General features: G+C 64.2%; 26 protein-coding genes. 20 read left to right on the top strand and 6 right to left on the bottom strand.

Translation table 11 applies throughout. The annotated features are described in order from the left end of the window. Positions 1-6: 6 nt before the first annotated feature. The 3 genes from F0185_RS04445 to F0185_RS04455 are packed head-to-tail and all read left to right on the top strand — an operon-like array spanning position 7 to position 2,691. Complete coding sequence (locus tag F0185_RS04445; protein ID WP_167221936.1) at positions 7-789, top strand: SDR family oxidoreductase; 783 nt, start codon at positions 7-9, stop codon at positions 787-789. After that, positions 786-1,787 carry an NADP-dependent oxidoreductase gene (locus tag F0185_RS04450; RefSeq protein ID WP_167221938.1) on the top strand — a complete coding sequence of 334 codons (1,002 nt, stop codon included), beginning with the start codon at positions 786-788 and terminating at the stop codon, positions 1,785-1,787. The genes F0185_RS04445 and F0185_RS04450 overlap by 4 nt, the downstream gene beginning before the upstream one ends. A 1-nt stretch (position 1,788) precedes the next feature. Next, positions 1,789-2,691, top strand: a complete 903-nt coding sequence (locus F0185_RS04455; RefSeq protein ID WP_167221940.1) for an SDR family oxidoreductase — start codon at positions 1,789-1,791, stop codon at positions 2,689-2,691. Positions 2,692-2,768: 77 nt separating this feature from the next. Here F0185_RS04455 and F0185_RS04460 read toward each other — a convergent pair whose 3' ends face one another. Beyond that, positions 2,769-4,130, bottom strand: a complete 1,362-nt coding sequence (locus F0185_RS04460; protein ID WP_167221942.1) for a short-chain fatty acyl-CoA regulator family protein — start codon at positions 4,128-4,130, stop codon at positions 2,769-2,771. Positions 4,131-4,297: 167 nt separating this feature from the next. On the opposite strand from F0185_RS04460, the gene F0185_RS04465 reads away from it, so the two are divergent. Genes F0185_RS04465 through mmsB form a run of 5 tightly spaced genes read left to right on the top strand, consistent with a single transcriptional unit; the run spans position 4,298 to position 9,796 of the window. Then, positions 4,298-5,809, top strand: coding sequence for a CoA-acylating methylmalonate-semialdehyde dehydrogenase (locus F0185_RS04465; RefSeq protein ID WP_167221944.1), 1,512 nt, complete (start codon positions 4,298-4,300; stop codon positions 5,807-5,809). A 4-nt stretch (positions 5,810-5,813) separates the two neighbouring features. Continuing rightward, positions 5,814-6,974 carry an acyl-CoA dehydrogenase family protein gene (locus F0185_RS04470; RefSeq protein ID WP_167221946.1) on the top strand — a complete coding sequence of 387 codons (1,161 nt, stop codon included), beginning with the start codon at positions 5,814-5,816 and terminating at the stop codon, positions 6,972-6,974. After that, positions 6,971-7,756, top strand: a complete 786-nt coding sequence (locus tag F0185_RS04475; protein ID WP_167221948.1) for an enoyl-CoA hydratase — start codon at positions 6,971-6,973, stop codon at positions 7,754-7,756. Before F0185_RS04470 ends, F0185_RS04475 begins: the two co-directional genes overlap by 4 nt. Continuing rightward, on the top strand, positions 7,749-8,870 hold the full coding sequence (locus F0185_RS04480; protein WP_167221950.1) for an enoyl-CoA hydratase/isomerase family protein: 1,122 nt from the start codon (positions 7,749-7,751) through the stop codon (positions 8,868-8,870). Before F0185_RS04475 ends, F0185_RS04480 begins: the two co-directional genes overlap by 8 nt. Before the next feature lie 14 nt (positions 8,871-8,884). Continuing rightward, the gene (mmsB, locus tag F0185_RS04485) at positions 8,885-9,796 is read left to right on the top strand and encodes a 3-hydroxyisobutyrate dehydrogenase (protein ID WP_167221953.1); all 912 of its coding nucleotides are present in this window, start codon (positions 8,885-8,887) and stop codon (positions 9,794-9,796) included. Here mmsB and F0185_RS04490 read toward each other — a convergent pair. After that, entirely contained in the window at positions 9,784-10,680 is an 897-nt protein-coding gene (locus F0185_RS04490) for a LysR family transcriptional regulator (protein WP_167221955.1), read from the bottom strand. The two genes, mmsB and F0185_RS04490, sit on opposite strands and share 13 nt — an antisense overlap. A 96-nt stretch (positions 10,681-10,776) precedes the next feature. Between F0185_RS04490 and metE the strand changes: the two genes are divergently transcribed. Further along, positions 10,777-13,068 carry a 5-methyltetrahydropteroyltriglutamate--homocysteine S-methyltransferase gene (gene metE, locus F0185_RS04495; RefSeq protein WP_167221964.1) on the top strand — a complete coding sequence of 764 codons (2,292 nt, stop codon included), beginning with the start codon at positions 10,777-10,779 and terminating at the stop codon, positions 13,066-13,068. Positions 13,069-13,110: 42 nt separating this feature from the next. Here metE and F0185_RS04500 read toward each other — a convergent pair whose 3' ends face one another. The 3 genes from F0185_RS04500 to ygfZ are packed head-to-tail and all read right to left on the bottom strand — an operon-like array spanning position 13,111 to position 15,185. After that, complete coding sequence (locus F0185_RS04500) at positions 13,111-13,848, bottom strand: NRDE family protein (RefSeq protein ID WP_167221966.1); 738 nt, start codon at positions 13,846-13,848, stop codon at positions 13,111-13,113. Beyond that, the gene (locus tag F0185_RS04505) at positions 13,839-14,129 is read right to left on the bottom strand and encodes a DUF4936 family protein (RefSeq protein ID WP_167221968.1); all 291 of its coding nucleotides are present in this window, start codon (positions 14,127-14,129) and stop codon (positions 13,839-13,841) included. The genes F0185_RS04500 and F0185_RS04505 overlap by 10 nt, the downstream gene beginning before the upstream one ends. Positions 14,130-14,135: 6 nt before the next feature. Beyond that, entirely contained in the window at positions 14,136-15,185 is a 1,050-nt protein-coding gene (gene ygfZ, locus F0185_RS04510; protein ID WP_167221970.1) for a CAF17-like 4Fe-4S cluster assembly/insertion protein YgfZ, read from the bottom strand. A gap of 53 nt (positions 15,186-15,238) precedes the next feature. On the opposite strand from ygfZ, the gene mltG reads away from it, so the two are divergent. The 10 genes from mltG (at position 15,239) to F0185_RS04560 (ending at position 22,480) form a co-directional block, all read left to right on the top strand. After that, positions 15,239-16,273: an endolytic transglycosylase MltG gene (gene mltG, locus F0185_RS04515; protein WP_167221972.1), complete on the top strand. Its 1,035-nt coding sequence runs from the start codon at positions 15,239-15,241 to the stop codon at positions 16,271-16,273. Positions 16,274-16,287: 14 nt separating this feature from the next. Next, positions 16,288-16,914: a dTMP kinase gene (gene tmk / locus F0185_RS04520; protein ID WP_167221974.1), complete on the top strand. Its 627-nt coding sequence runs from the start codon at positions 16,288-16,290 to the stop codon at positions 16,912-16,914. Positions 16,915-16,941: 27 nt separating this feature from the next. Continuing rightward, the gene (locus F0185_RS04525) at positions 16,942-17,979 is read left to right on the top strand and encodes a DNA polymerase III subunit delta' (RefSeq protein ID WP_167221976.1); all 1,038 of its coding nucleotides are present in this window, start codon (positions 16,942-16,944) and stop codon (positions 17,977-17,979) included. Between the two features lie 10 nt (positions 17,980-17,989). Beyond that, the gene (locus F0185_RS04530) at positions 17,990-18,367 is read left to right on the top strand and encodes a PilZ domain-containing protein (RefSeq protein ID WP_054262511.1); all 378 of its coding nucleotides are present in this window, start codon (positions 17,990-17,992) and stop codon (positions 18,365-18,367) included. Positions 18,368-18,400: 33 nt separating this feature from the next. After that, complete coding sequence (locus F0185_RS04535; RefSeq protein WP_167221978.1) at positions 18,401-18,919, top strand: GNAT family N-acetyltransferase; 519 nt, start codon at positions 18,401-18,403, stop codon at positions 18,917-18,919. A gap of 140 nt (positions 18,920-19,059) precedes the next feature. Next, positions 19,060-19,866, top strand: coding sequence for a TatD family hydrolase (locus F0185_RS04540; RefSeq protein WP_167221980.1), 807 nt, complete (start codon positions 19,060-19,062; stop codon positions 19,864-19,866). Between the two features lie 70 nt (positions 19,867-19,936). Then, a complete protein-coding gene (locus tag F0185_RS04545; RefSeq protein ID WP_167221982.1) occupies positions 19,937-20,596 on the top strand; it encodes an ankyrin repeat domain-containing protein in 660 nt (219 codons plus the stop codon). A 179-nt stretch (positions 20,597-20,775) separates the two neighbouring features. Further along, positions 20,776-21,699, top strand: coding sequence for a class I SAM-dependent methyltransferase (locus F0185_RS04550; protein WP_167221984.1), 924 nt, complete (start codon positions 20,776-20,778; stop codon positions 21,697-21,699). A gap of 116 nt (positions 21,700-21,815) precedes the next feature. Beyond that, on the top strand, positions 21,816-22,064 hold the full coding sequence (locus F0185_RS04555) for a hypothetical protein (protein ID WP_166898299.1): 249 nt from the start codon (positions 21,816-21,818) through the stop codon (positions 22,062-22,064). 215 nt (positions 22,065-22,279) lie between these two features. Next, positions 22,280-22,480, top strand: a complete 201-nt coding sequence (locus tag F0185_RS04560; protein WP_166898298.1) for a hypothetical protein — start codon at positions 22,280-22,282, stop codon at positions 22,478-22,480. Between the two features lie 63 nt (positions 22,481-22,543). Here the strand turns inward: F0185_RS04560 and F0185_RS35300 are convergent, their stop codons facing one another. After that, complete coding sequence (locus tag F0185_RS35300) at positions 22,544-24,580, bottom strand: methyl-accepting chemotaxis protein (protein WP_167221986.1); 2,037 nt, start codon at positions 24,578-24,580, stop codon at positions 22,544-22,546. 255 nt (positions 24,581-24,835) lie between these two features. Between F0185_RS35300 and F0185_RS04570 the strand changes: the two genes are divergently transcribed. Further along, positions 24,836-25,063 (top strand): DUF6139 family protein, encoded by a 228-nt coding sequence (locus F0185_RS04570; RefSeq protein WP_166878348.1) that lies wholly within the window; start codon positions 24,836-24,838, stop codon positions 25,061-25,063. Positions 25,064-25,067 lie beyond the last annotated feature (4 nt).

Genomic DNA, 25,067 nt, shown 5'->3' on the forward strand with positions numbered 1-25,067 from the left:
TTCCCGATGCGTACTACGCAAGAACTATTTTCCCTCGCAGGCAAGACGGCACTGATTACCGGCGGCTCGCGCGGACTGGGCCTGCAAATGGCCGAAGCGCTGGGCGAGCAGGGCGCCAGGATCGTCATTTCCTCGCGCAAGCAGGCTGACCTGGACGAAGCGGTTGCCCACCTGAAAGAGCGCGGCATCGAGGCCAGCGCCATCGCGGCCGACCTGGCGCAGGAAGCGCAAATCCAGCCGCTGGTCGATGAAGCGATGAAGCGCCTCGGCCACATCGACATTTTGATCAACAACGCCGGCGCCAGTTGGGGCGCGCCGGCCGAAGAGTATCCGGTCGAGGCGTGGGACAAGGTCATGAACCTGAACATCCGCAGCATCTTCTTGGTGACCCAGGCGGTCGGCAAGGCATCGATGATTCCGCGCAAGTACGGCCGCATCGTCAATATCGCCTCCATCGCCGGCCTGGCGGGCAACCCGCCGGGCACCATGAAAACCATCGCTTACAACACCTCGAAAGGCGCGGTGGTCAACTTCACGCGCGCGCTGGCGGGCGAGTGGGGCGCGTACGGCATCACCGTGAACGCCATCGCGCCGGGATTTTTCCCGTCCAAGATGACCAAGGGCGTGCTGGAAACCATTGGCGAGGAAGCGCTGGCCAAGGATGCGCCGCTGGGCCGCATCGGCGACGATGAAGACTTGAAAGGGGCAACCTTGCTGTTTGCGTCCGACGCGGGCAAGCACATCACCGGCCAGACCCTGGCGGTGGACGGCGGAGTATCGGCGGTATGACGGCCGCCACCTACCAGCGCGTGGTCCTGGCGTCGCGTCCGCGCGGCGAAGTCCAGCCCGACAATTTCAGTCTCGAAACGGCGCAACTGCCCGCACTGGGCGAGGGCCAGGTGCTGGTGCGCAACCATTATCTGTCGCTCGACCCGTACATGCGCGGGCGCATGAGCGAGGCGAAGAGCTACGCGGCCACCCAGGCTATCGGCGAGACCATGATCGGCGGCACGGCGGGCGAGGTGCTCGAATCGAAGCACCCCAAATTTGCGGCCGGCGACATGGTGGTCGGCATGCTCGGCTGGGCCGACATGGGCGTGGCCGACGGCGCCACCTTGCGCAAGGTCGATGCCAGCCACATTCCCCTGTCGGCCTTCCTGGGCGTGGCGGGCATGCCCGGCATGACGGCCTGGTACGGCCTGAACCACATCATGAAGCCGAAGGCGGGCGACACCATCCTGGTATCGGCGGCCAGCGGCGCGGTCGGCAGCGTGGTTGGACAACTGGCCAAGATGCAAGGCTGCCGCGTGGTCGGCATCGCCGGCGTACCGGAAAAATGCGCCTATGTCGTCGACGAGCTGGGCTTCGACGCCTGCATCGACTACAAGGCCGGCAAGCTGGTCGAGGACCTGGCCGCTGCCACGCCGGACGGCATCGACGCCATTTTTGAGAACGTGGGCGGGGCCGGCTTCGATTGCGCCTTGCCGCGCATGAACGCTTTCGGGCGGGTGGCGCTGTGCGGCATGATCGCCGGCTACAACGGCGAAGATGTATCGATCCGCAACATGCGCTTCATGCTCACCAGCCGCCTGACGATTCGCGGCTTCATCGTCAGCGAACACCTGGACCTGTGGCCGCAAGGCTTGGGTGAACTGGGCGCGCTGGTGGCGAGCGGCAAGCTCAAGTATCGCGAAACCGTGGCGCCGGACCTGGCATCGGCGCCGGACGCCTTCATCGGCCTGCTCAAGGGCCGCAACTTCGGCAAACAACTGGTAAAGCTCATCTGACATGAAAAACTTCCAAGACAAAGTCGCCGTGATCACCGGCGGCGCGAGCGGTCTCGGCCGCGAATTCGCGAAACGCGCCGCCAGCCTGGGCATGAAGCTGGTGTTGGCCGACGTGCAGCAGGATGCGCTTGACGCCACGCAAGCCGAGCTCGAAGGCGAGGGGGCGCAGGTGCTGGCCATGCTCTGCGACGTGCGCAAGGGCGAGCAGGTCCAGGCGCTGGCGGACGCCACCATGGCGCGTTACGGGGCTGTGCATCTGGTGTTCAACAATGCGGGCGTGGGTTCGGGCGGCTTGATCTGGGAGAATTCGGAAGCCGACTGGGAATGGGTGCTGGGCGTCAATCTGTGGGGCGTGATTCACGGCGTGCGCATTTTCACCAAATTGATGCTCGAGTGCGCCAAGGTCGATCCGCAGTACGAGGGGCATATCGTCAACACGGCCTCGATGGCGGGCTTGTTGAACGCGCCGACCATGGGCGTGTACAACGTGTCCAAGCATGCGGTGGTGTCCTTGTCCGAAACCTTGTACCAGGACTTGCAACTGGTGGAAGCGCCGATCGGGGCGTCGGTGCTGTGCCCGTACTTTGTACCGACCGGCATCAGCCAGTCGCACCGCAACCGGCCCGAGGACGTGAAAATGACCGGCGGGCCAACGGCCAGCCAGAAGGCGGCGCAGGCGATGACCGTGAAGGCGGTCGAGTCGGGCAAGGTCTCGGCCGGCGACGTGGCGCAGATCACCTTCGACGCCATCCGCGACGGGCAGTTCTATATCTATTCGCATCCGGGCGCGCTGGGTAATGTGGGCGAGCGGATGGACGAGATCGTCAAGGGGATCAATCCGGGCGATCCGTACAAGGCGGCGCCGCATATCCGCGAGATGTTGCGGGCCAAGATGAAGGCATAGCACTGTCAAGACACCAGCGCGGGTAGGCACCAGTATCGCTCCCGTGGAGGCGGGAGTGACGGGGGGGCAACCCTGTGTCACGCCATCCTGGACACCGGCAAGATGGACGGGAACGCCCGCTGCGGGCAATCGCGCCGTTCGCAGACTTTGCAGCCGGTGCCGATGGCCGTCGCCGCACTCGGATCGTGCAGGTCCAGGCCCTTGGCGTACACCAGCCTGTGCGCCTGCGAAATATCGCAGCCCAGGGCGAGGGCGAACGACTTGCTCGGCGCGGTAAACCGGGCCGGACCGGTGCTGACCTGGCGCGCAATCCACAGGTGGGTGCTGCCGTCGGGCATGCGGGCGATCTGGCGCAAAATGCGGCCGGGCTGGCTGAATGCTTCATACACGATCCACAAGGGGCAGGTCCCGCCAACGCGCGAAAAGTGAAACGCCGTCGCCGACTGGCGTTTCGATACATTGCCGGCACGGTCCACCCGCACGAAGAACACCGGCAAGCCGCTGGCGCCCGGCCGCTGCATGGTGCTCAGGCGGTGGCAGACGGCTTCGAAGCCCACGCCGAACTGGTGCGCCAGCAAGTCGATATCGTAGGCGCTGCTTTCCGCCGCCTGTAAAAAGGCGGCGTACGGCATCAGCACCGCGCCCGCGTAGTAGTTCGATAGCGCCAGCCGCGCGCCCTTGCGCGCCGCCTCGCTCGACAGCGCGGCCTGGTCGACCAGCAGCTCGATCAACTGCGCATGATCGAGCTGTCCCAGCAGCGCTGCCATCTGGAATGCTTGCTGGCCCGCATTCATCGATGCCGCCACCCACAGCACATGTTGCTGCGGATCGTAGCGGCGCTTGCGCAGCAATACGTCGCCGCCCGGCTCCGCGAGGACGGTCACACCGTGCAATCGCTGCAAGCGTTCGCGCAAGGCATCGGCGCCGTTGGCGCCGATGCGCTCGGCCGCTTCATCGAGCTCGCCAATGTAATTTTGACGCCGGTTCAGGTAGTCGCGCACCTCTTCATCCGACGATGGCGTCAGGCTGGCCTGGTTGCCATCGCTGCTGTCGAACTGCGCTTCGAGCGACTCGGCGCGTTCGGCCGCCATGCGGTAGCGCCGCTGCAATTGCAGGATGGCGCGCGCGATTCCCGGCATGTTTTCGACCAGCATCTTGAGTTCGGCCAGCGAGGCGCCTTCGCTGCCGGGCAGTTCGCCCATGACATCGCGCACGTCCGCCACCAGGCTGGCGCTGTCGTGCTCCGAAAAAATCTGCGGATCGACGCCCAGCACACTGCCTATGCGCAGCAGGATCGGCACCGTCAGCGGGCGCTGGTTGCGCTCGATCTGGTTCAGGTAGCTCGGCGACAGGCCCAGCGCCCTGGCCAGCGCGGCCTGCGTCAGGCTGCGTTCTTCACGCAGCCGCTGCAAGCGCACGCCCATGAACACCTTAGTCATGATGCAGATCGCTTAAACATTCGCAACATTTGCAAATTCCTGCCAAAAGCTTCGCAATTCCTCGCATTTTTACGCCTTCTCCTCGACTCAGAATAAGCGAATAATGCAAACAAATGACAAAAAACGCAAGTCGCGTGAGCCTTGTCCACCACCCCAGGAGACCGAATATGACCGTCACGAACGCTTCCATCCCGACCGTACCGCTGCTGATCGATGGGCAATGGCTGGAGTCGGCCAGCACCGTCTGGCGCGACGTGCTCAATCCGGCGACCCAGGAAGTGCTGGCGCGGGTGCCGTTCGCCACGGCGCAGGAAGTGGCGCAGGCCGTTGCGGCCGCTCAAGGCGCCTTCGCCAGCTGGCGCAAGACGCCGATCGGCGCGCGCGCCCGCATCTTCCTGAGGTTGCAACAACTCATCCGCGACAACATGGCCGAGCTGGCCGCCACCCTCACCGCCGAACAGGGCAAGACCCTGCTCGATGCCGAAGGCGATATTTTCCGCGGACTGGAAGTGGTCGAGCACGCCGCCACGATCGGCACCTTGCAAATGGGCGAGTTCGCCCAGAACGTGGCCGGCGGGGTCGATACCTACAGCGTGCTCCAGCCGCTCGGCGTGTGCGCCGGCATTACCCCGTTCAATTTCCCCGCCATGATTCCCTTGTGGATGTTCCCGATGGCGATCGCCTGCGGCAATACCTTCGTGCTCAAGCCGTCCGAGCAAAACCCGCTGGTGACCGTCAAGCTGGTGCGGCTGGCGCTGGAAGCGGGCATCCCGGCCGGCGTGCTCAACATGGTGCATGGCGGCGAGGAGGTGGTCAACGCCTTGTGCGACCATCCGCACATCAAGGCCATTTCCTTTGTCGGCTCGACCCGGGTCGGGACCCATGTCTATCAGCGCGCCACCCTGGCCGGCAAGCGCGCCCAATGCATGATGGGGGCAAAAAACCATGCGGTGGTGCTGCCCGACGCCAACAAGGAACAAACCCTGAACCAGCTGCTCGGCGCCGCTTTTGGCGCGGCCGGCCAGCGTTGCATGGCGGCCAGCGTGGTGGTGCTGGTGGGCGAGGCGCAAGCCTGGCTGGCGGAACTGGCGCACAAGGCGTGCGCCATGTCGGTCGGCGCCGGCAAGGATAATCCGGACCTCGGCCCGCTGGTCTCGTGCGCGGCCAAGGAGCGGGTGCTGTCGATGATTGCGCGCGGCGTGGAGCAGGGCGCCACCCTGGCGCTGGACGGGCGCGCCATCCGCGTCGATGGCTACCCGAACGGCAATTTCGTCGGACCGACCATCTTGTCCGATGTGACTCCCGGCATGCGCGTCTACGACGAAGAAATCTTCGGCCCGGTGATGATCGTGGTGGCGGCCGCCACCCTCGATGAAGCGATCGCCCTGGTCAATGCCAATCCGAACGGCAATGGGACGGCGCTGTTCACGCAAAGCGGCGCGGCGGCGCGCAGATTCCAGGAAGACATCGATGTCGGCCAGGTCGGCATCAACGTGCCGATTCCGGTGCCGGTGCCGCTGTTCAGTTTTACCGGTTCGCGCGGCTCGAAACTGGGCGACCTCGGGCCCTTCGGCAAGCAGGTGGTGCTGTTCTACACGCAAACCCAGACCATCACCCAGCGCTGGTTCGCCGATGCCGCCTCGGTCGGCCAGGTCAACACCACCATCAGCCTGAGCTAGCGCGATGCAATTCGACCTCAACGATGAGCAGCGCGCATTCCAGCAGGCGGCGCGCGCCTTTTCGGAAGGCCAACTGGCGCCGCACGCGGCGCGTTGGGATGCCGAGGCGTATTTCTGCCGAGCAACCATCGCGCGCGCCGGCGAACTGGGCTTTTGCGGCCTGTACACGCCCCAGCGCTGGGGCGGGCTGGGCCTGTCGCGGCTCGACGCCGCCATTGTGTTCGAAGAGCTGGCGGCCGGCTGCACCTCGACCACGGCCTACCTGACGATTCACAATATGGCCACCTGGATGGTCACGCGCTGGGGCACCGAAGCGCTGTGCCGGCAATGGGCCGCGCAACTGGCCAGCGGGGCCAGCCTGGCCAGCTACTGCCTGACCGAAGCGCAGGCCGGGTCCGACGCCGCCGCCCTGCGCACCCAGGCTGTGCGCGATGGCGGCGACTACCTCATCGACGGCAGCAAGGCCTTCATTTCGGGCGCCGGGCGCACCGACTTGCTGGTGGTGATGGCGCGCACCGGCCAGAGCGGCGCGGCCGGCATTTCGGCGTTCGCGGTGCCGTTCGAGACGCCCGGGGTCAGCGTCGGCAAGCCGGAACACAAGATGGGATGGAACAGCCAACCCACCTGCGCCATTCACTTCGACGGGGTGCGCATCCCGGCGCGCAACCGGCTGGGCGAAGAAGGTCAAGGTTTTTCGATGGCCATGAAGGGGCTCGATGGCGGGCGCATCAATATCGCCACCTGTTCGATCGGCACCGCGCAGGCGGCGCTGAACCGGGCCCAGGCGCATCTGAAAGAGCGGGTCCAGTTCGGGCGCGAACTGGCGCAGTTCCAGGCCCTGCAATTCAAGCTGGCCGACATGCTTACCGAGCTGGTGGCGGCGCGCCAGCTGGTGCGCCTGGCCGCCTGCAAGCTCGATAGCGACAGCCCGGACGCCAGCGCGTATTGCGCCATGGCCAAGCGGTTTGCCACCGACGCCGGTTTTAACGTCGCCAACGACGCCCTGCAACTGCATGGCGGCTACGGCTACATACGCGAGTATCCGCTGGAACGCCATGTGCGCGACACGCGGGTGCATCAAATCCTCGAAGGAACCAACGAAATCATGCGTTTGATCATCGCCAGGGCCATCCTGCGTGACGGCGCCACGGAGACACTGAAATGAACACGACTTACACCAATCTGAGCGTCGAACGCCATCGGCATACGGTGCAGATCACGCTGCACAATCCACCGGCGCACACCTGGACCGAAGAGAGCCTGGCTGCATTGACCAGGCTGCTGAACGAGCTCCAGCAAGAGCGCGCGGTGTATGCGCTGGTCATCACCGGCGATGGTCCCAAGTTCTTCTCGGCCGGGGCCGACCTCAAGCTGTTCGCCGACGGCGACCAGGCGCGCGCGCGCCGCATGGCGCAGCGCTTCGGCGAAGCGTTCGAAGCACTGGCCGCGTTTCGCGGCGTGACCATCGCCGCCATGAACGGCTACGCCATGGGCGGCGGGCTCGAATGCGCATTGGCCTGCGATATCCGCATCGCCGAAGAGCACGCGCAGATGGCGCTGCCGGAAGCGTCGGTCGGCTTGCTGCCGTGCGCCGGAGGCACCCAGAACCTGGCGCGCCTGGTGGGCGAGGGCTGGGCCAAGCGCCTGATCCTGTGCGGCGAGCGCATCGGCGCGGCGCAGGCGCTGGCGATCGGGCTGGTCGAGGAAGTGGTGCCGTCCGGGCAGGCATTGAGCAGCGCGCTGGCCTTGGCCGCCAAAGTGGCGCGCCAGAGCCCGGGCAGCGTGGCCGCCTGCAAGGAGTTGATCCAGGCCGGCCGCAGCCTGCCGGCCCGGCACCTGTTGCCGCTCGAGCGCGAACGCTTCGTCAGCCTGTTCGATACCGAAGACCAGCGGGAGGGCGTGCAAGCCTTCCTCGGCAAACGCGAAGCGAGCTGGAAAAATGCCTGAGATCACTCCCGGCACGGCCCCCGTGCGATTTGAAGAGCGCGCACTGGGCGGCGGCATGCGTCTGGCGCTCGCCACGCTCGATGCGCCCAAGTCCCTGCACGCGCTCACGCTCGAGATGATCGGCCTGCTCGACGCCGCCATGCAGCGCTGGGCGCGGGATGCGTCGATTGCCTGCGTGGTGCTGCAATCGAGCACCGACAAAGCCTTTTGCGCCGGTGGCGACGTGCGCAGCCTGCGCGACGCCATCCTGGCGCAGCCGCGCCAGATACCGAACCTGGCCGCGCAAGCGTTCTTCAGCGCGGAATACCGGCTCGACTATCGCATCCATACCTTTCCCAAACCGGTGCTGGTGTGGGGCGGCGGCATCGTGATGGGCGGCGGCCTGGGGTTGATGGCCGGCGCCAGCCACCGCGTCGCGACGGAAACGACCCGGATCGCCATGCCGGAAGTGTCGATCGGCCTGTTTCCGGATGTGGGCGGCAGCTGGTTCCTGGCGCGCATGCCGGGCCGCTGCGGCCTGTTCCTGGGCTTGACCGGGGCCGCGATGAATGGCGCCGACGCCGTGTTTACCGGGCTGGCCGACTATCTGATCGCGCAGCAGGAACGCGCCAGCGTCATCGACGCCCTGTGCGACGCCGACTGGCGGGCAGCGCAACCGGCCGGCGTGACGCTCGATGCGGTTTTGCGCCGCTTTGCCGCCGCGCCGCAGGCCTGGCCGGCGGCCCAGGTGCGGACCCATTTCGATGCGATTGAGCAAATGACGGCGCCGCGCGCCTGCGCCGATGTGGTCTCGGCCATCGTCGCGTACAAGGGCGACTCGCCCTGGCTGAAACGGGCGGCGGCGACCCTTGGCGCGGGCTCGCCCCTGTCGGTCGCGCTGGCCTGGTCCTTGCGGGAGCGCGCGCGCCACCTCAATCTGGCCGACGTGTTTCGCCTGGAATTGAACGTGGCGGTGCGCTGCTGCGCCCATCCCGACTTTGCCGAGGGGGTGCGGGCGCTGCTGGTCGACAAGGACAACGCACCGCAATGGCAAGCGGCCAGCCCGGGGCACGTGGCGCACTGCTTCGCGCCGCTGTGGCACGATCATCCGCTGGCCGACCTGCCCACTCATTGAGAACGGAGTTTCACATGCAGCACATCGCTTTTATCGGACTGGGCAACATGGGCGCGCCGATGGCCCGCAACCTGCTGCGCGCACAGTACAGCGTGTCGGTCTTCGACTTGTCGGCGGCGGCCGTGGCCGCACTGAGCGGGGCCGGCGCGCGCGCCGCCGCCACGGCGGCCGACGCCGTTAAACAGGCGGACATCGTCATCACCATGTTGCCGGGTAATGAGCACGTGCGCGCGCTGTACCTGGACAGTGGCGGCGTGCTCGATGCGGCGCCGGCGCGCGCGCTGCTGATCGATTGCAGCACCATCGCGGCCGATGTGGCCAGGGAAGTGGCCGGCGCCGCCGCCGCGCGCGGCTTTGCGATGCTCGATGCGCCGGTCTCGGGCGGCACGGCGGGGGCCGCCGCCGGCACGCTCACCTTCATCGTCGGCGGTGACGCCGATGCGCTGGAACGCGCGCGGGCGCTGCTCGGGGCGATGGGCAAGACTATTTTTCATGCCGGCGGCGCCGGCGCCGGCCAGGTGGCCAAGATCTGCAACAATATGCTGCTCGGCGTGCTGATGGCCGGCACGGCCGAAGCGCTGAACCTCGGCGTGGCCAACGGCCTCGATCCGAAGGTGCTGTCGGACATCATGTCGAAGAGCTCGGGCCGCAACTGGGCGCTGGAACTGTACAACCCGTGGCCCGGGGTGATGGAGGGCGCGCCGGCCTCGCGCGCTTACAGCGGCGGCTTCGGCAGCGCCCTGATGCTCAAGGACCTGGGGCTGGCCCGGCAGGCCGCCGCCGGCGTGCAGGCGCCGACGCCGCTGGGCAGCCTGGCCCACGAGTTGTACCGGCAACACCAGCAGGACGGGTATGGGCAGCAGGATTTTTCCAGCATCGTCAAGCTGTTCCAGGCCCGCATCCGGGCCGCGTCTCAGCCCGAATAGCGGTCGGCCTGGCGCGCCAGCGCGATGAACGATTGCACGTAGTCGATGTCGCTGTCGCTGTCGCGCACGCCCAGGTAAATATGCTTCCGGATGCCATGCGGGCCGAGCCGCAGGGTGCGCAAGGACAGGTGCGGCGCGTAATCGCTCACCAGCCACTTCGGCAAGGCCGCCACGCCGCGCCCGCTGGCCACCATCTGCAGCAGGATATCGGTCGTTTCGATGGTCTTGTGCTTGCGCGGCGCGCATTTGGCCGGCAACAGGAACATGCTGTAAATATCCAGGCGCTCGATGGGAACCGGGTAGGTGATCAGGGTTTCTTCATTGAGCTGTTCGGGCGCCACTTCCTGCTGGCCGGCCCAAGGATGATCGCGGTGCACCACCAGCACCTGTTCATAGTCGAACACCGGTTCGAAGCGCAAGCCCGGCTTGAGCAGGGGATCGGGCGTGACCAGCAAGTCGATCTCGAAGCCGAACAGGGCGCCGATGCCGCCGAACTGGAACTTCTGTTTGACATCGACATCGACCAGCGGCCACGCCGCCAGGTAAGGCGAAACGATTTTCAACAGCCATTGGTAGCAGGGATGGCACTCCATGCCGATGCGCAGGGTGCCCCGTTCGCCGTGGGCAAACTGGCGCAGCCGTTCTTCCGCCAGTATCAACTGGGGCAGCAGGCGCTGCGCGACCCCGTGCAGATACAGTCCGGCCTGGGTCAGGCGCAAGCTGCGCCCTTCACGCAGCCAGAGGGAGGTGCCGATCTGCCGTTCCAGCTTTTTCATGCTGTGGCTGAGGGCCGACTGGGTCACGTGCAGCACCTCGGCGGCGGCGGTCAGGGAGCCGTGCCGCTCGGTTTCGAGCAGGGTGGCCAGATGAATGCGTTCCAACATGGATGAGCAGATTTCATGGAGTGGTGAGAAAAGACCATTGTACTTCATCGATGGCGCTCTCTACCATGGTCGCACTGTCTAATTAAGGAGTGTGCAATGACCATCGTTCATAATCTGGGATTCCCCCGCATCGGCGCGCGGCGCGAATTGAAATTCGCGCTGGAGTCCTACTGGAAAGGCGACTCGTCGCGCGATGCGCTGAAACAACTGGGAGCTGAACTGCGCCAGCGCCACTGGCAAGACCAGGCCGGCCTGGACCTGGTGCCGGTGGGCGACTTCGCTTTCTACGACCAAGTGCTGGACATGAGTTTTACCCTGGGCAATTTGCCGCAGCGGGTGAGCGGCTTCCGGGGCGAGCAGCTCGATAACTATTTCCGCGTGGCGCGCGGCCGTTCGGCGCACGCCGCCGAAGCCGGGCACGGCTGCTGCGACGGCGTGGCCGCCGGCGAAATGACCAAGTGGTTCGACACCAATTACCACTACATCGTGCCGGAACTGAGCGCGGCCAGCGCATTCGCCCTGGACCCCACCCGCCTGCTCGAACAATTGGCCGAAGCGGCCGCGCAGGGCGTCAAGGCCAAGCCGGTGATCATCGGCCCGCTCACTTACCTGGCGCTGGGCAAGGCCAAGGATCACTCCGACAAACTGGCTTTGTTGCCGCAACTGGTCGCGGTGTACGTGCAACTGCTCGACACGCTGGCGGCGCACGGCGTGGAATGGGTGCAGATCGACGAGCCGATCCTGGTCACCGAACTCGACGCCGCATGGCGGCAAGCGTTCACGCTGGCATACGAGCGCTTCAAGCCTTGCCGGGTCAAACTGCTGGTGGCGTCGTATTTCGGCAGCTTGCTCGAGAACCGGGCGCTCGCCGCCGGCTTGCCGGTAGCCGGCTTGCACATCGACGCCATCAACGGCGCCGACGATATCGCGCCGCTGCTCGCGCTGCTGCCGGCGGACAGCGTCTTGTCGCTGGGCGTCATCAACGGGCGCAATATCTGGAAGACCGACCTGGCCGCCGTGCTGGACTGGCTCGAACCGCTGGCCGCACGCCTCGGCGAGCGCCTGTGGATCGCGCCATCGTGCTCGCTGCTGCACGTGCCGGTCGACCTGGACAGCGAACTGACGCTCGATGCCGAGCTCGCATCCTGGCTCGCCTTCGCGCTGCAAAAACTCGATGAGTTGCGCGTGCTGGCCGGGGCGCTGCGCGGCGGGCGCGCCAGCGTCAGGGACGAACTGGCGGCCAACCAGGCCGCGCTGGCGGCCCGCCGCGCCTCGCCAAGGGTCAACAAGCCGGCCGTGCGGCAAGCCATCGCCCGGATCGACGCCAGCCTGGGCCAGCGCAAGAGCCCGTACCCCGTGCGCGCCGCCCGGCAAGCCGCGCTGCTCAACTTGCCGCTGTACCCGACAACGACCATCGGTTCCTTTCCGCAAACGGCCGAGATCCGCCGCGCGCGCAGTGCCTACAAGGTCGGCACGCTCGACGCAGCGGCTTACACGGTGGCCATGCGGGAAGAAATCGCGCGCAGCGTGCGCGAGCAGGAGGCGCTGGGACTGGACGTGCTGGTGCATGGCGAAGCCGAGCGCAACGATATGGTCGAATATTTCGGCGAGCAACTCGACGGCTACGCCTTCAGCCAGTTCGGCTGGGTGCAGTCGTACGGCTCGCGCTGCGTCAAGCCGCCCATCCTGTTCGGCGACATCAGCCGGCCCAAGGCCATGACGGTGGCGTGGATCGGCTACGCACAGTCGCTCACCAGCAAGCCGATGAAGGGCATGCTGACCGGCCCGGTCACGATCCTGAATTGGTCGTTCGTGCGCGACGACCAGCCGCGCTCGGATTCATGCAAGCAACTGGCGCTGGCCATCCGCGCCGAAGTGCAGGACCTGGAGCAGGCCGGCGTGCGCGTGATCCAGATCGACGAGGCGGCCCTGCGCGAAGGCTTGCCGCTGCGCAAAGCGGAATGGCGGCATTATCTCGACTGGGCGGTCGAATCGTTCCGCATCACGGCCAACGGCGTGGACGATGCGACACAGATCCACACCCATATGTGCTATTCGGAATTTAACGACATCATTGCCTCGATTGCCAGCATGGATGCCGACGTGATTACGATCGAAACCTCGCGCTCGGACATGGAATTACTCGATGCCTTCGACCATTTCAACTACCCCAACCAGATCGGCCCGGGCGTGTACGACATTCATTCGCCCAACATTCCGAGCGAAGCGGACATCGTGCACCTGATGCAAAGGGCGGCCGAGCGCATTCCCGCGCAGCGCCTGTGGATCAATCCCGATTGCGGCCTGAAAACGCGGCAGTGGAGCGAGGTGCTGCCGGCCCTGCGCAATATGGTCGCGGCCGCGAAAACCCTGCGCGCCCGGGCCTGATGCGGCGCGGCTGCCAGCGCATCAGGCCGCCAGCGGCATGCATCAGGCCAGCATGCGCTCGTGCAGTTCGGCGGGCGCATCGTCATACAGCTTGACCACGGTCGAGGTGCGCGTGCCGTAACCCGGAATCTCGATGCATACCGCCGACAATCCCCGCTCCAGGTCGAGCGCGACGCCGGTATCGGGCAGGCGCATGTCGGCCGCGCGGGTGGTGTCGGCCAGCATTTCGAAATACGCGTCTTCGGGCGCGCCCTGGCACAGCAAACTGGCGAACTGCGCCTTGGTGCGCACCACCTTCGGCCATGGCGCGTCGAGCAGGCTGTTGGAAATGCCGTAAATGCCCGGTTCCAGCGCCTGCCCGTTGCGCGCGTCGCCGGCCCCGCGATTCGAAAACCAGACCATGCCGCTGCGGTCGCCCAGCACCAGGTTAAAGCCGTTGTAGGCTGCGCCGCCATCGGCAATCTGCGCGATATAGTCGGCGGCCGTCATCGTACCGGCCAAAAAATCGACCACCAGCGCGCCGCGCGAGGGCGCATCGGTACGGCGCTCTTCGGGCGCGCGGATGTTGGTCAACGCCGCAAACCGCGGGCCGTTGGCGCCATCTTGCGTGATGCCCATCCAGCTGCCGCCGAACTTGAGGTCGCGCCCGGCGTAAATGTTCGGATGCTCGGGCCACACGCCGGCTGGCGCGGTCGGGCGGTCATAGAATTCGTCGCGGTTGGCGGCGGCGATGAGGGGCACGCCGGGAACGACCTGCCATGCAAAAACAATCAGGCACATGTGCTTATATCCATGAAAACTTCCGAATGGCGCGGGCCATCGGTGAACTGATCCAACCCGGCTTGCCGGACCCCCGCCGCCAGCGCGGTGTCGAACCCGTTGGGGGTGGCAAGATAGATTTCCATCCAGGTCTGGCGCCCGTCTTGCGCGCCGGGACGGCGTTTGAGCGACCCCGTCACGCCCGTTGGCAAGGCCAGGTCGGCCTGCATGGCGCGCACCAGCGGCGCGAGGCGCGCCGCGTGCTCGTCGCGCACCTTGTAGTAAATATACAGGTCGACCATGGCAGGCTAGAGGTCGAGCGCGTCGAGCGCGTAGGGCATCGGCAACATGCGCAGTGGCACGCCACTGGCCGAGCCAAGGTGGACATTGCCTTGCTCGATGGCCGCCAGTTTCATTTCCACCAGCGCATCGACGCCGCCGGCGCCGTTCGGCGCGCTGTTGACGATCATGCCGCACGGCTGGTCGGGGTCGTCCGCGGCGAACACTTCGTTTCCGGCCTGGGCCGGCGCGTTGATCGTCGCCAGCGCGGTACGGCGCTTGAGCTTGCCCAAATACTGGCTGCGCGCGACGATTTCCTGGCCCGGATAACAGCCTTTCTTGAAATTGACGCCGCCAAGCAACTCGAAATTGACCATCTGCGGAACAAATTGCTCCTGCGTACGCAGGGTGACCTGCGGCACGCCGGCATGAATCTCGGACAGGCGCCAGGCGTCGGTGCCAGCCGGGCGCAAGGCGCTGGCGAGCGCCGGCCAGGCGGCCTGGGCCGCCTCGGGCGTCGCCAGCCACTGGTAGCGGGGCGCGCCAAACACGTCGGCCACGCGCAGCAAGGTACCGAGCGGGTGGTCGATGCGCGAGTACGGCGTGGCCGGCAGCGCGCCGAACAAGGGCAGCAGCGCGGCCTCGGCGCCAGCGCCGCCAATGCCAAGCAGCACCATTGTGCCGCCAGCATCGCTGAACTTGGCTTTGGCGCGCATCACGAACATGGACAGGCGCTTTTGCAGTGCGGGGGCAATGTCGCGCGCCAGCTGCAGGAAGACCGACTCGCTGCCGCGCCACATCAGGAAGGTTGCCTGCAAGCGCCCCTTGGGGGTACAGTAGCCCGCCAGCCGCAGGTCCGCCAGGCCGAGATGTTCAACATCATTGGTCAGCTGATTGTGCAGGAAAGTGGCGGCATCGTCGCCGCTGACCGCGAGCAGGGCCTGGTCGGTGATGGCCGCGACGAAGCCGGATGCCAGCTCGGCGACGGTGAGCGCATGGCCGAAGTCCGGCACGTGGCCGGAGCCGTCAGTGGCGAGTTGCGCGCCCTGCGACGAGAGATATTCATTCCAGTTGTTCATAAATTCCAAATATTTCCCGATTTAAGCTTTATCATTACGGGCTCATTATAGAGATGTCGCGAAAATCGCGCCGGACACGGCGTAAAACCACAGAATCGAGTTCGGCCTTGTTCAAAAAATTACTCATATTGATCCTCTTGCTGTGCACCGGCGCGGCGATGTACTTCTTCACCTGGGCCAAGGAGCCGATCACCACGTCCGGCGAGCCCATCGCATTTACGGTCCAGCCTGGCAGCAGCGTGGGCACGGCCGCCCAGGAGATTGTCGACGCCGGTGTGCCGGTCAATCCGTACATGCTGTCCTTGCTGGCGCGCGCCACCCAGACCGCGTCGAAGATCAAGGCCGGCACCTACGAGCTCAAGCCGAACACCTCGCCGCGCCGCCTGCTCGACCAATTGGTGCGCGGCGAATTCGCCCAGGAATCGCTGACCATCATCGAAGGCTGGACCTTCAAGCAGATGCGCCAGGCGGTTGCCAGCAACAAAGGCCTCAAGCACGATACGGACAAGCTGTCCGATGCCGAACTGCTGGCCAGGATCACGACCGACTACAAGGCGGCCGAAGGCTTGTTCTTCCCGGACACCTATCTGTTCGCCAAGGGATCGAGCGACATACAGATCTACAAGCAGGCGCACGCCCTGATGATGAACCGCCTCGGCGCCGCCTGGGAAAAGCGCGACCCCAGCCTGCCGTACGACAACCCGTACCAGGCGCTGGTCATGGCCTCGATCATCGAAAAAGAAACCGGCCAGAAGTCCGAGCGCGCCATGATCGCCGGCGTGTTCGTGAACCGCCTGCGCCAGGGCATGATGCTGCAGACCGATCCGACCGTGATCTATGGCATGGGCGACAAGTACGCCGGCAACATCCGCAAACGCGACCTCGAAACCGACACGCCGTACAATACCTATACGCGCACCGGCCTGCCGCCGACCCCGATTGCCTTGCCTGGCGTGCAATCGCTGGCCGCCGCGCTGGGGCCGGCCAAGACCGACGCCCTGTATTTTGTGGCGCGCAAGGATGGCACCAGCCAGTTTTCCAGCAATTTGTCCGACCATAACCGGGCAGTGAATCAATATCAACGATAGGCGTTTCCCGTTCCATGACCGACAGTACCGCCTCAAGAGGCAAGTTCATCAGCTTTGAAGGCATCGACGGCGCCGGCAAGTCCACCCATATCGGCTTTGTCGCCGCCGCCCTGGCAGCGCGCGGCAAGCGCGTCGTCTCGTCACGCGAACCGGGCGGCACCGCGCTCGGCGAACACTTGCGCGAACTGCTATTGCACGAAAAGATGCACCTCGAAACCGAGGCCTTGCTGATGTTCGCCAGCCGCCGCGAGCATATCGCCCAGGTCATCGAACCGGGCCTGGAGCGTGGCGACTGGGTCATTTCCGACCGGTTTACCGACGCCAGCTTTGCCTACCAGGGCGGCGGACGGGGCCTGGACCGGGCCAAGCTGGAGGCGCTGGAGCAATGGGTGCATCCGCATCTGCAACCGGACCTGACCTTGCTGTTCGACGTGCCGCTCGATGTGGCCCGTGCGCGCCTGGACGCCACCCGTACGCTGGACAAGTTCGAACAGGAAAAAGCCGACTTTTTCGCGGCCTGCCGCAATGAATACCTGCGCCGCGCGGCGCAGTTTCCGGAACGGATTGTTGTCATCGATTCCACGAAATCGATTGCCGAGATCCAGGCCGCCCTGGGCGACATCCTCGAAACGCTGCTGTAAGTGATTGATTAAACTAAGAATGTCGCGATGAGCAATACAATTTATCCCTGGCAGGCGAGTGCGTGGCAGCAATTGCAGCTGATGCGCGAACGCTTGCCGCACGCGATCCTGTTCCACGGCGCCGCCGGCACCGGCAAGGCCGATTTTATCGAAGCCTTCGCCCAATCCTTGCTGTGCGAGAACGTTCGTCCCGACGGCCACGCTTGCGGCGCCTGCGGGTCGTGCGGCTGGTTTTCGCAGCAAAACCATCCCGACTACCGCCGCGTACGGCCTGAAGCGCTGGAAGACGAAGCGCCGGCCGAGGGCGAAGAGGGCGCCGAGCTTGACGGCGGCAAGAAAGCCAAGTCGACCAAGGCGCCGTCGAAAGAGATCAAGATCGAGCAGATCCGGGCGCTGGCCGACTTCATGAACATCTCCACCCACCGCCAGGGGCTGCGGGTGGTGGTCGTGTATCCGGCCGAGGCGCTCAATATGCCGGCCTCGAACGCCTTGCTCAAGACACTGGAAGAGCCGCCGCCGGGCACCGTGTTCCTGCTCTCGTCGAACAGCCTGGACCGCTTGCTGCCGACGATCCTGTCGCGCTGTCGCAAGTTCGCCCTGCCCATGCCGGACGAAGCCGCCGCGCTGGCCTGGCTGAAAGAACAGGGCCTGGCGGACGCCGACAGCTGGCTGCGCGAGCAGGGCGGCGCGCCGCTGGCCGCGCTGGCGCAATCCGAAACGGGTAACCGCGAGGATTTGGAGGCGCTCTTGCACTGCTTGGCGCATCCGAGCGTCGACGGCGCACTGCGGACTGCCGAAAAATTGAGCAAAGCACCCCTGTCGACGTTGGTTTCTTGGATGCAGCGCTGGCTTTACGATCTGTTTTCCTACAAACTAGCGGGTAGTATCCGGTATTATCCACGTTACCAGAAGGAAATCGCCGTGCTTGCTGGCAAAGTACACACTGCGAACCTGCTGCGCGCGATGAAAAATGCAAACGACCGGCGCGCGATCGCGGACCATCCGCTGTCGCCGAAATTGTTTGTCGAAGACCTGTTGCTTGATTACACTGCATGCTGTACCTGAAAGGATTTTAATGTCTGGCAACCCTACTGACCCAAGCGCTCCGCAAATCACGCGTCCTTCGGTCCTGTCGCTTGCCATCAAGGAAAAGGCGGCGCTGTATGCCGCGTATATGCCTTTCCTGCGCAACGGCGGCATGTTTGTGCCCACTGTGAAGCCGTACAAGATCGGCGATGAGATTTACCTGATTCTGGCGTTGATGGACGATACCAATAAATACCCGATCGCAGGCAAGGTGGCCTGGATCACGCCTGCGGGCGCCAACAATAACAAGGCGCAAGGCATCGGCGTGCATTTCCCCGACGACGAGACTGGCCAGCGCGCCAAGTTGCGTATCGAAGAGATCCTGGGCGCGGCCCTGCGCTCCTCGCGCGCCACGCATACCTTGTAAAAACCCTTTAACCTGACTGTCACCGCTCGCTGTATGCCGTCTTTCGTCCATCGTGTTGCCCGTCCCGACGACCTGCCTGTCATCGTCGACATTTACAATTCGACCATCGCCTCGCGCGAAGTGACTGCCGATACCGAGCCGGTGTCAGTGGCCTCGCGCCAGGCATGGTTCGACGACCATGATCCCGAGCGCCGCCCGCTGTGGGTGCTGCACGCGGCCGACGACGCCGGCGCCAGCCCTGAGGTGATCGGCTGGATGTCGTATTCCAACTTCTACGGCCGCCCGGCTTACTCGGGCACCGCCGAACTGTCGATCTATATCGCCGAAAGCTGGCGCGGCAAGGGCATCGGGCGCTATTGCCTGGAACAGGCCATTGCCTACGCGCCGAACATTGCCGTGCACACCTTGCTCGGCTTCATCTTCGGCCACAACGCGCCCAGCCTGGCCTTGTTCAAGAAGTTTGGCTTCGATACCTGGGCCAACCTGCCGCGCGTGGCCAACCTGGACGGCATCGAGCGCGACCTGATCATTCTGGGCAAGCGTATCGGCTAGGGGGACCTCGAAGAACCGTCGCGAGCGGCGCAAGTTTCGTTCGAGAAGCGCAGCCGTACGAAGGTACGGTGAGCATCGCAGGGCGAAAATTGCGCCGCGCAGTAGGTTGTTCGAGGTCTCCTAACGTTTACAATGTCGGAATGTATATCGACTCCCACTGCCATATCAATTTTCCGGAGCTTGCCGCGCGCATGCCCGAGATCCTCGCCACCATGGCCGCCAACAAGGTCACCCACGCCCTGTGCGTGTCGGTCGACCTGCCGGACTTTCCGCAAGTGCTGGCCCTGGCCAAGGAGTATCCCCACATCTACGCCTCGGTCGGCGTGCATCCCGATTACGAGGATACGCCGGAACCTTCCGTTGACCAGCTGGTCGAATTGTCACACCATCCGAAAATCGTCGCCATCGGCGAGACCGGCCTCGACTATTTTCGGCTCCAGGGCGACCTGGAGTGGCAGCGCGAGCGCTTCCGGGTGCACATCCGTGCTTCCAGAATCACGCGCAAGCCATTGATTATTCACACCCGCGCCGCCAGTGCGGACACCATCCGCATCATGCAGGAAGAGGGCGCGGGGACCGACAAGGGCGGCGTGGCCGGCGTAATGCATTGCTTTACTGAATCACTGGAAGTGGCCGAGGCCGCGATTGCGATGGGGTTTTACATTTCCTTTTCGGGCATCGTCACCTTCAAGAGCGCCAAGGAGTTGCAAGCCGTGGCCCGCGCCGTGCCGCTCGATCGCATCCTGATCGAGACCGATTCGCCTTACCTGGCGCCGGTGCCGCACCGGGGCAAGATGAACGAGCCGGGCTTTGTATGCCACGTGGCCGAATACCTGGCGGCGCTCAAGGACGTGCCGCTGGCAACGGTGGCGCAGCAAACGACCGATAATTTCTTCAATCTTTTCAAGGTCATACGCGATAAAGTTGAAGTGGATTCTGCGGCGTGAGCACAGTTAATCCGGTTTCTGAGCGAATCGGTATTTCTCAATAAATTCAAGCGTTTACGGACCTACCTTCATGTTCAAGCTGATCAGTCGTTTGCTCCTGGCCACCGTGCTTGCGAGCGCCTCGGCCACGGCGGCGGCCGATCCGGTACGCGATTTCGTCGTTGCCGCCCAGCTGGACAACGCGTCCATGGCCCGCAAACTCCTTAAAAACGGCGGCAACCCGAACACGGTCGATCCGATCACCGGCCAAAGCGTGCTGATCCTCGCGCTGCGCGAGGGCGCCAACGATGTCGTCAACGTGTTGCTCGGCCAGAGCGGCATCGACCTCGAACTGGCCGCGCCGAACGGCAACCGCGCCCTGATGATGGCCGCGTTCAAGCGCAACAAGCCGGCGGTGCTGGCCTTGCTGGCCAAGGGCGCCATCGTCACCTATCCCGGCTGGACCCCGCTGCACTACGCGGCCGCCAGCGGCGACGACGAGATCGTCCGCATCCTGCTCGAGCACCACGCCTACATCGACGCCGAAACGCCCAGTCAACTGACCCCGCTGATGATTGCCGCACGCGAAGGCCACGAAGCGGCCGCCAGGCTGCTGATGCGGGAGGGCGCCGACGCCACCCTGCGCAATAATGAAAGCCTGACAGCCGCCCAGATCGCCGAGCGCGCCGACAAGCCGCGCATCTCCGACGCCATCAACGCCCATCTTGCCCAGAGCCGGCGCGGCCTTTAAGGGACGTGGCGGTGAAAGCGGGCGCCGGCAAGCGCCGAACTGGCACGGAAAAGCGAGTTATCTCGCGGCATCAAATTGCACCCATGTTGTTGATAATGATTACGTCGTACTAATCAAAGCCAAGCAACGGCGGGGCATCCGGGCCGTGACGGCCTGGCCGCCAATCCAAAGGGAAAATTATGCTGAACGAACGCGAAATCGAAAGCTGCTATCTGGGGCAGTTCATTCCTGTCCACTATCACCACAATATGTTGATGGACCAAAACCGGATGCACGGTTTCAAGTCGGCGATCCATTACGCGGTTTTTCCTGGCGCCAAGGTGCTCGAGCTCGGTGGCGGAACGGGCGTGCTGTCCTGGTTCGCGGCCGCCAAGGCTGAAAAAGTGTACTGCGTCGAATTCAATCCCGACATGGTCAAGGAAGCGCGCAAGATGATGTCGATGAACCCGAACGGCCACAAGGTCGAGGTGGTGCACGCTGACGCCTTCGAGTACCTGCCGCCGGAGCCGGTCGACATTGTCATCTGCGAAATGATCCACGTTGGCATGTTGCGCGAAAAACAGGTGGAAGTGATCGAATCGTTCAAGCAACGCTATCTGGCGCGCTTTGGCGGCCCGCTGCCGCGCTTTTTGCCGGAAGCGGTCATCATGGCGGTCCAGCCATTGCAGCAGGAATACGACTTCGAAGGGTTTTACGCGCCCATCGTGCAGTTCCAGGAAACCACGGTAATCCATCCCGGCACGGTCGAAATGGCGCCGCCGTCGGTGTACAGCATTCTCGACTTCAGCCAGCCGCAAGACACCCGCATCGCGTGGGAAGGCAAGTTTTTGGTTGAAAAGAATGGCGTCGTCAATGCGATGCGTTTCATTACCAAGAACGTGCTGGCGGTCGTGAGCGAAGAGAACGCCACCATCGACTGGCTAAACCATTACATGACCTTGCCGCTGCAACAGGGCGTGCAGTGCAAGGCGGGCGACGTGTTGCAGGTGAGTTTCCATTACCGCGCCGGTGGCTCGATTCCCTCGCTCGAAGCGGCGATCCGGGTTGATGTGCTGCATGCGGTGGTGCCGGAGTCCGTCGAAAGAGTGCGCGTCTACGCCTGATCGGGGCCACTGGTGGAGCGGGGCCGGCATGCGCCGGCCAGCCAGCGCCGCCGATCGATTTGCCGCGCGGCGGGCGAGCCCGTAAAATGCGGGCTTGACCGTTTATATAAGTGCATATGGAAAATATTGACCAGCGTTACCTCGTCCAGCAAAACAAACTCAGCGACGACGCGCTGAAGCCGCCCGTGTTCGCCAAAGTCATGCGCAGCAAGGAAGGCAAGTTCGAAGGTGTTTCCTTCATCAAGAACAAGGAAAAAGCCACCATCATGACCATCGGGCAAGCCCAGGAAGTGATCGACTGGGCATCGAACAAGAAGTCCAACGCGCACGAATACGCCACCAAGATTATTTGCGTCGGGCAGTAACTGCTGCCGTTTTACGCCGTCGCCCCCGCCGGGGACCGCCCTGGCGGGGGCGACGGTGGCGTTCCGAGCGCATCTGTTCGGGCGCATCGTCCCCACTTATCCCGGTTTTTCGCACTTCGCCCGCGCCCTGGCGCCGTTGGTCGCACGCGCATTGCGGCATCGGCGCGATGTCCTTACAGTACACCCACCTGAACTTTTCCCGTGAGGAGAAAACGATGTTGAGTTTCCTGTTGTGGCTGGTGGTGCTTGTCCTCTGCTGGCCGCTGGCCCTGCTGGCTCTTGTGCTCTATCCGCTGGTGTGGCTGGTGCTCCTGCCGTTTCGCCTGCTGGGCATCGGCGTGGAAGCGGTGTTTGAACTGCTGCGTTCGATCGTGATGCTGCCGGCGCGCGTGCTGCGCGGCAGCCCCGGGCGCTGAAGCCCGGCGCCGCGCCAGGCCGGCGCTACGCCCGTGCTACCCTCGTGCTACCCCCGTGCCGCTTTACCCGTGTTTCAATTGCTGAGGCCTGGCGCCGGCCAGGCGGCGTGGTGCCGCCGCAGCGGTGCGCGCAGGCGCGCCAGGCCGTGCTCCGGCATGGGCCGCCTCACTCCCAAGCGTAAAAATACTCATCGCCTGCACCAGGGTGGCCGCCTGCTCCTGCAAACTGCTCGACGCGGCCGCGGTTTGCTCGACCAGGGCGGCGTTTTGCTGCGTCATGTCATCCATCTGGGTCACCGCATGGTTGATCTGCTCGATCCCGGCCCCTTGCTCGGCCGAGGCGACGGCGATCTCGGCCATGATGCTGGTGATCCGGGTCACGCTGTTCAGGATCTCGCTCATGGCGCTGCCTGCGTCGTTGGCGAGCTGGTTGCCCGCTTCCACCCGGTCCACGCTGTGATTGATCAACACCTTGATTTCCTTGGCGGCCGAGGCGGAGCGCTGGGCCAGGTTGCGTACCTCGCTGGCCACGACCGCAAAACCACGGCCCTGCTCGCCGGCGCGCGCCGCTTCCACGGCGGCATTGAGTGCCAAAATATTCGTCTGGAAGGCAATGCCGTCGATCACGGAGATAATGTCGACAATCTTGCGCGAGCCCTCGTTGATGTCGCCCATCGTCCGCACCACCTGCGATACCACCGCCGCGCCCTTGGTCGCGGCCTGCGAGGCGCCCAGCACCAGTTCGTTGGCCTGATGGGCATTGTCGGCGTTCTGCTTCACCGTGGACGTCAGCTCTTCCATGGACGAGGCGGTTTCCTCCAGGTTCGAGGCCTGCGATTCGAGCCGCGACGAGACGTCGTTGTTACCCGACGCAATATCGCGGGTGGCCGCGCTGATGTTCTCGATGCTGACCCGCACATCGCCGACGATGCCGCGCAGGCTGTCGTTCATGTCTTTCAGGGCGCGCAGCATTTTTCCGACTTCATTGTCCGCGCCGACATCGAATTCGTTGACCAGGTTGCCGCTGGCGACGCTCTGCGCCACCGCGACGGCGTTATTCAGCGGTACCGTGACGGCGCGCGTGACCAGTACGGTGAACCAGCCGGCGGCGCCCAGCAGCGCCAGCATGACGCCGAGCATGGTCCAGCGTTCGGCATGGAAGTTGCCGATCTTGGTAACGAACATGGTGTCGAGATCGGCCTTGGCCGCGCTGTTGAGCGTGAACTGGGCGTCGATCGCGCGCGTCGCGGCGGCCACATACTCGCTTGCGCTGTAACTAAGCGCCTCGGGCTTGAGGATCTGTTCGGTCGCGAGCCCGGTGAGCGTGGTCGACAGCGTGACCGCGTCGTTCATCAGCGGTGCCATGCTGGCGCCGATCGCCGGGTTATACGTGGCAGCCTTGCCGAAGGCGTTCGTGGTTTGCTGCACGCGGTCGTTGATCTTGCCGATCATCGATGAAATGATCTGCCGTTCTTCCTGGGTGGCTTCTTTCTTTCCGAGCAAGCCGGCGCCCTTGGCGCGCAATTGCCCCAGTTCTTCCGTCAGATACGGCAACTGGTAATACATGGCTTGGATTAATTGATACGAATCTTTGTCCGGATCGAGGCTGAGACCGTAATAGTCCCCGATCAATTCGTTCACTTTCAGCGCCTTGGCCAACAATGCGGTGTGCGCGGCATAGCTTTGGGCCACTGTCATCGTCTTGCCGGACACCCCCGAGCGCAGGGTTTCCCACTCGCGCCGCGGCTCCGACCAGCGCATGGCGATGGTGGGATCGCTGATGTGCGTCATCAGGCTGTCGACCACCGCGAAGGCGGCCTCGGCCTCGCGCTGCTTGGCCGCGCGCTTGTCTTCGGCCCCCTTGTCGCCACCGAGCACCAGCGCCGACAGGCCCCGATGCTGCTGTGTCAGCTGGATCACCCGCAGAATGCTGGCCACGCCCGGCATGCCCGCCTGTTCTGACGCATAGGCCGTCAAGCCCTTGGCCGCTTCCTTGAAATACAAATAGGTTGGAATGCTCGTTACCATGATCCCGAGCACGCTCAGGATCAGATACGTGTGCCACACCTTGAGTTTGCCGAGAGCCGATTGCGCAGACATGATAATTCCTTCAGAAAGGCCGATCACGACTGCGTATGACAATGTTGCTCTACGCAATCAATGAATTCATCATAGCTTGATCAATCTCAATATGCACCAAATGTAACCGCTGAGGAGATAAATACATTGGTACAAAAAAGACACCCGATGTTGAATACTTAACAGACGGGGAGGGGAAGCTCGGCTACATTCAGGCACGCACACGCGCTCCACGCGAAGCGGGTGTGCGTCTTTTCTTCTTTATAGGAAACCATCATGCGCTTGGACATTTACCGCAGGGCCGAACACGACGGCAAGTACTCGTACCTGGCAGTGCCGCAGGATCGCAATATTCCCAATGAGGCCACGAATACCGACTGGGAAGTGGAGGCAAGGGCCTTCGAAATCGCCGACGAGGACGATCGCCTGCCCGACTACGCCATCGAACACCTCAACGAGCAGATCGCCGAAAAAGGCTATGCCGTCACCGCGCTGATGAACTGATCCC

Source organism: Massilia rubra (assembly GCF_011682065.1).
Classification (GTDB): domain Bacteria; phylum Pseudomonadota; class Gammaproteobacteria; order Burkholderiales; family Burkholderiaceae_D; genus Telluria_A; species Telluria_A rubra.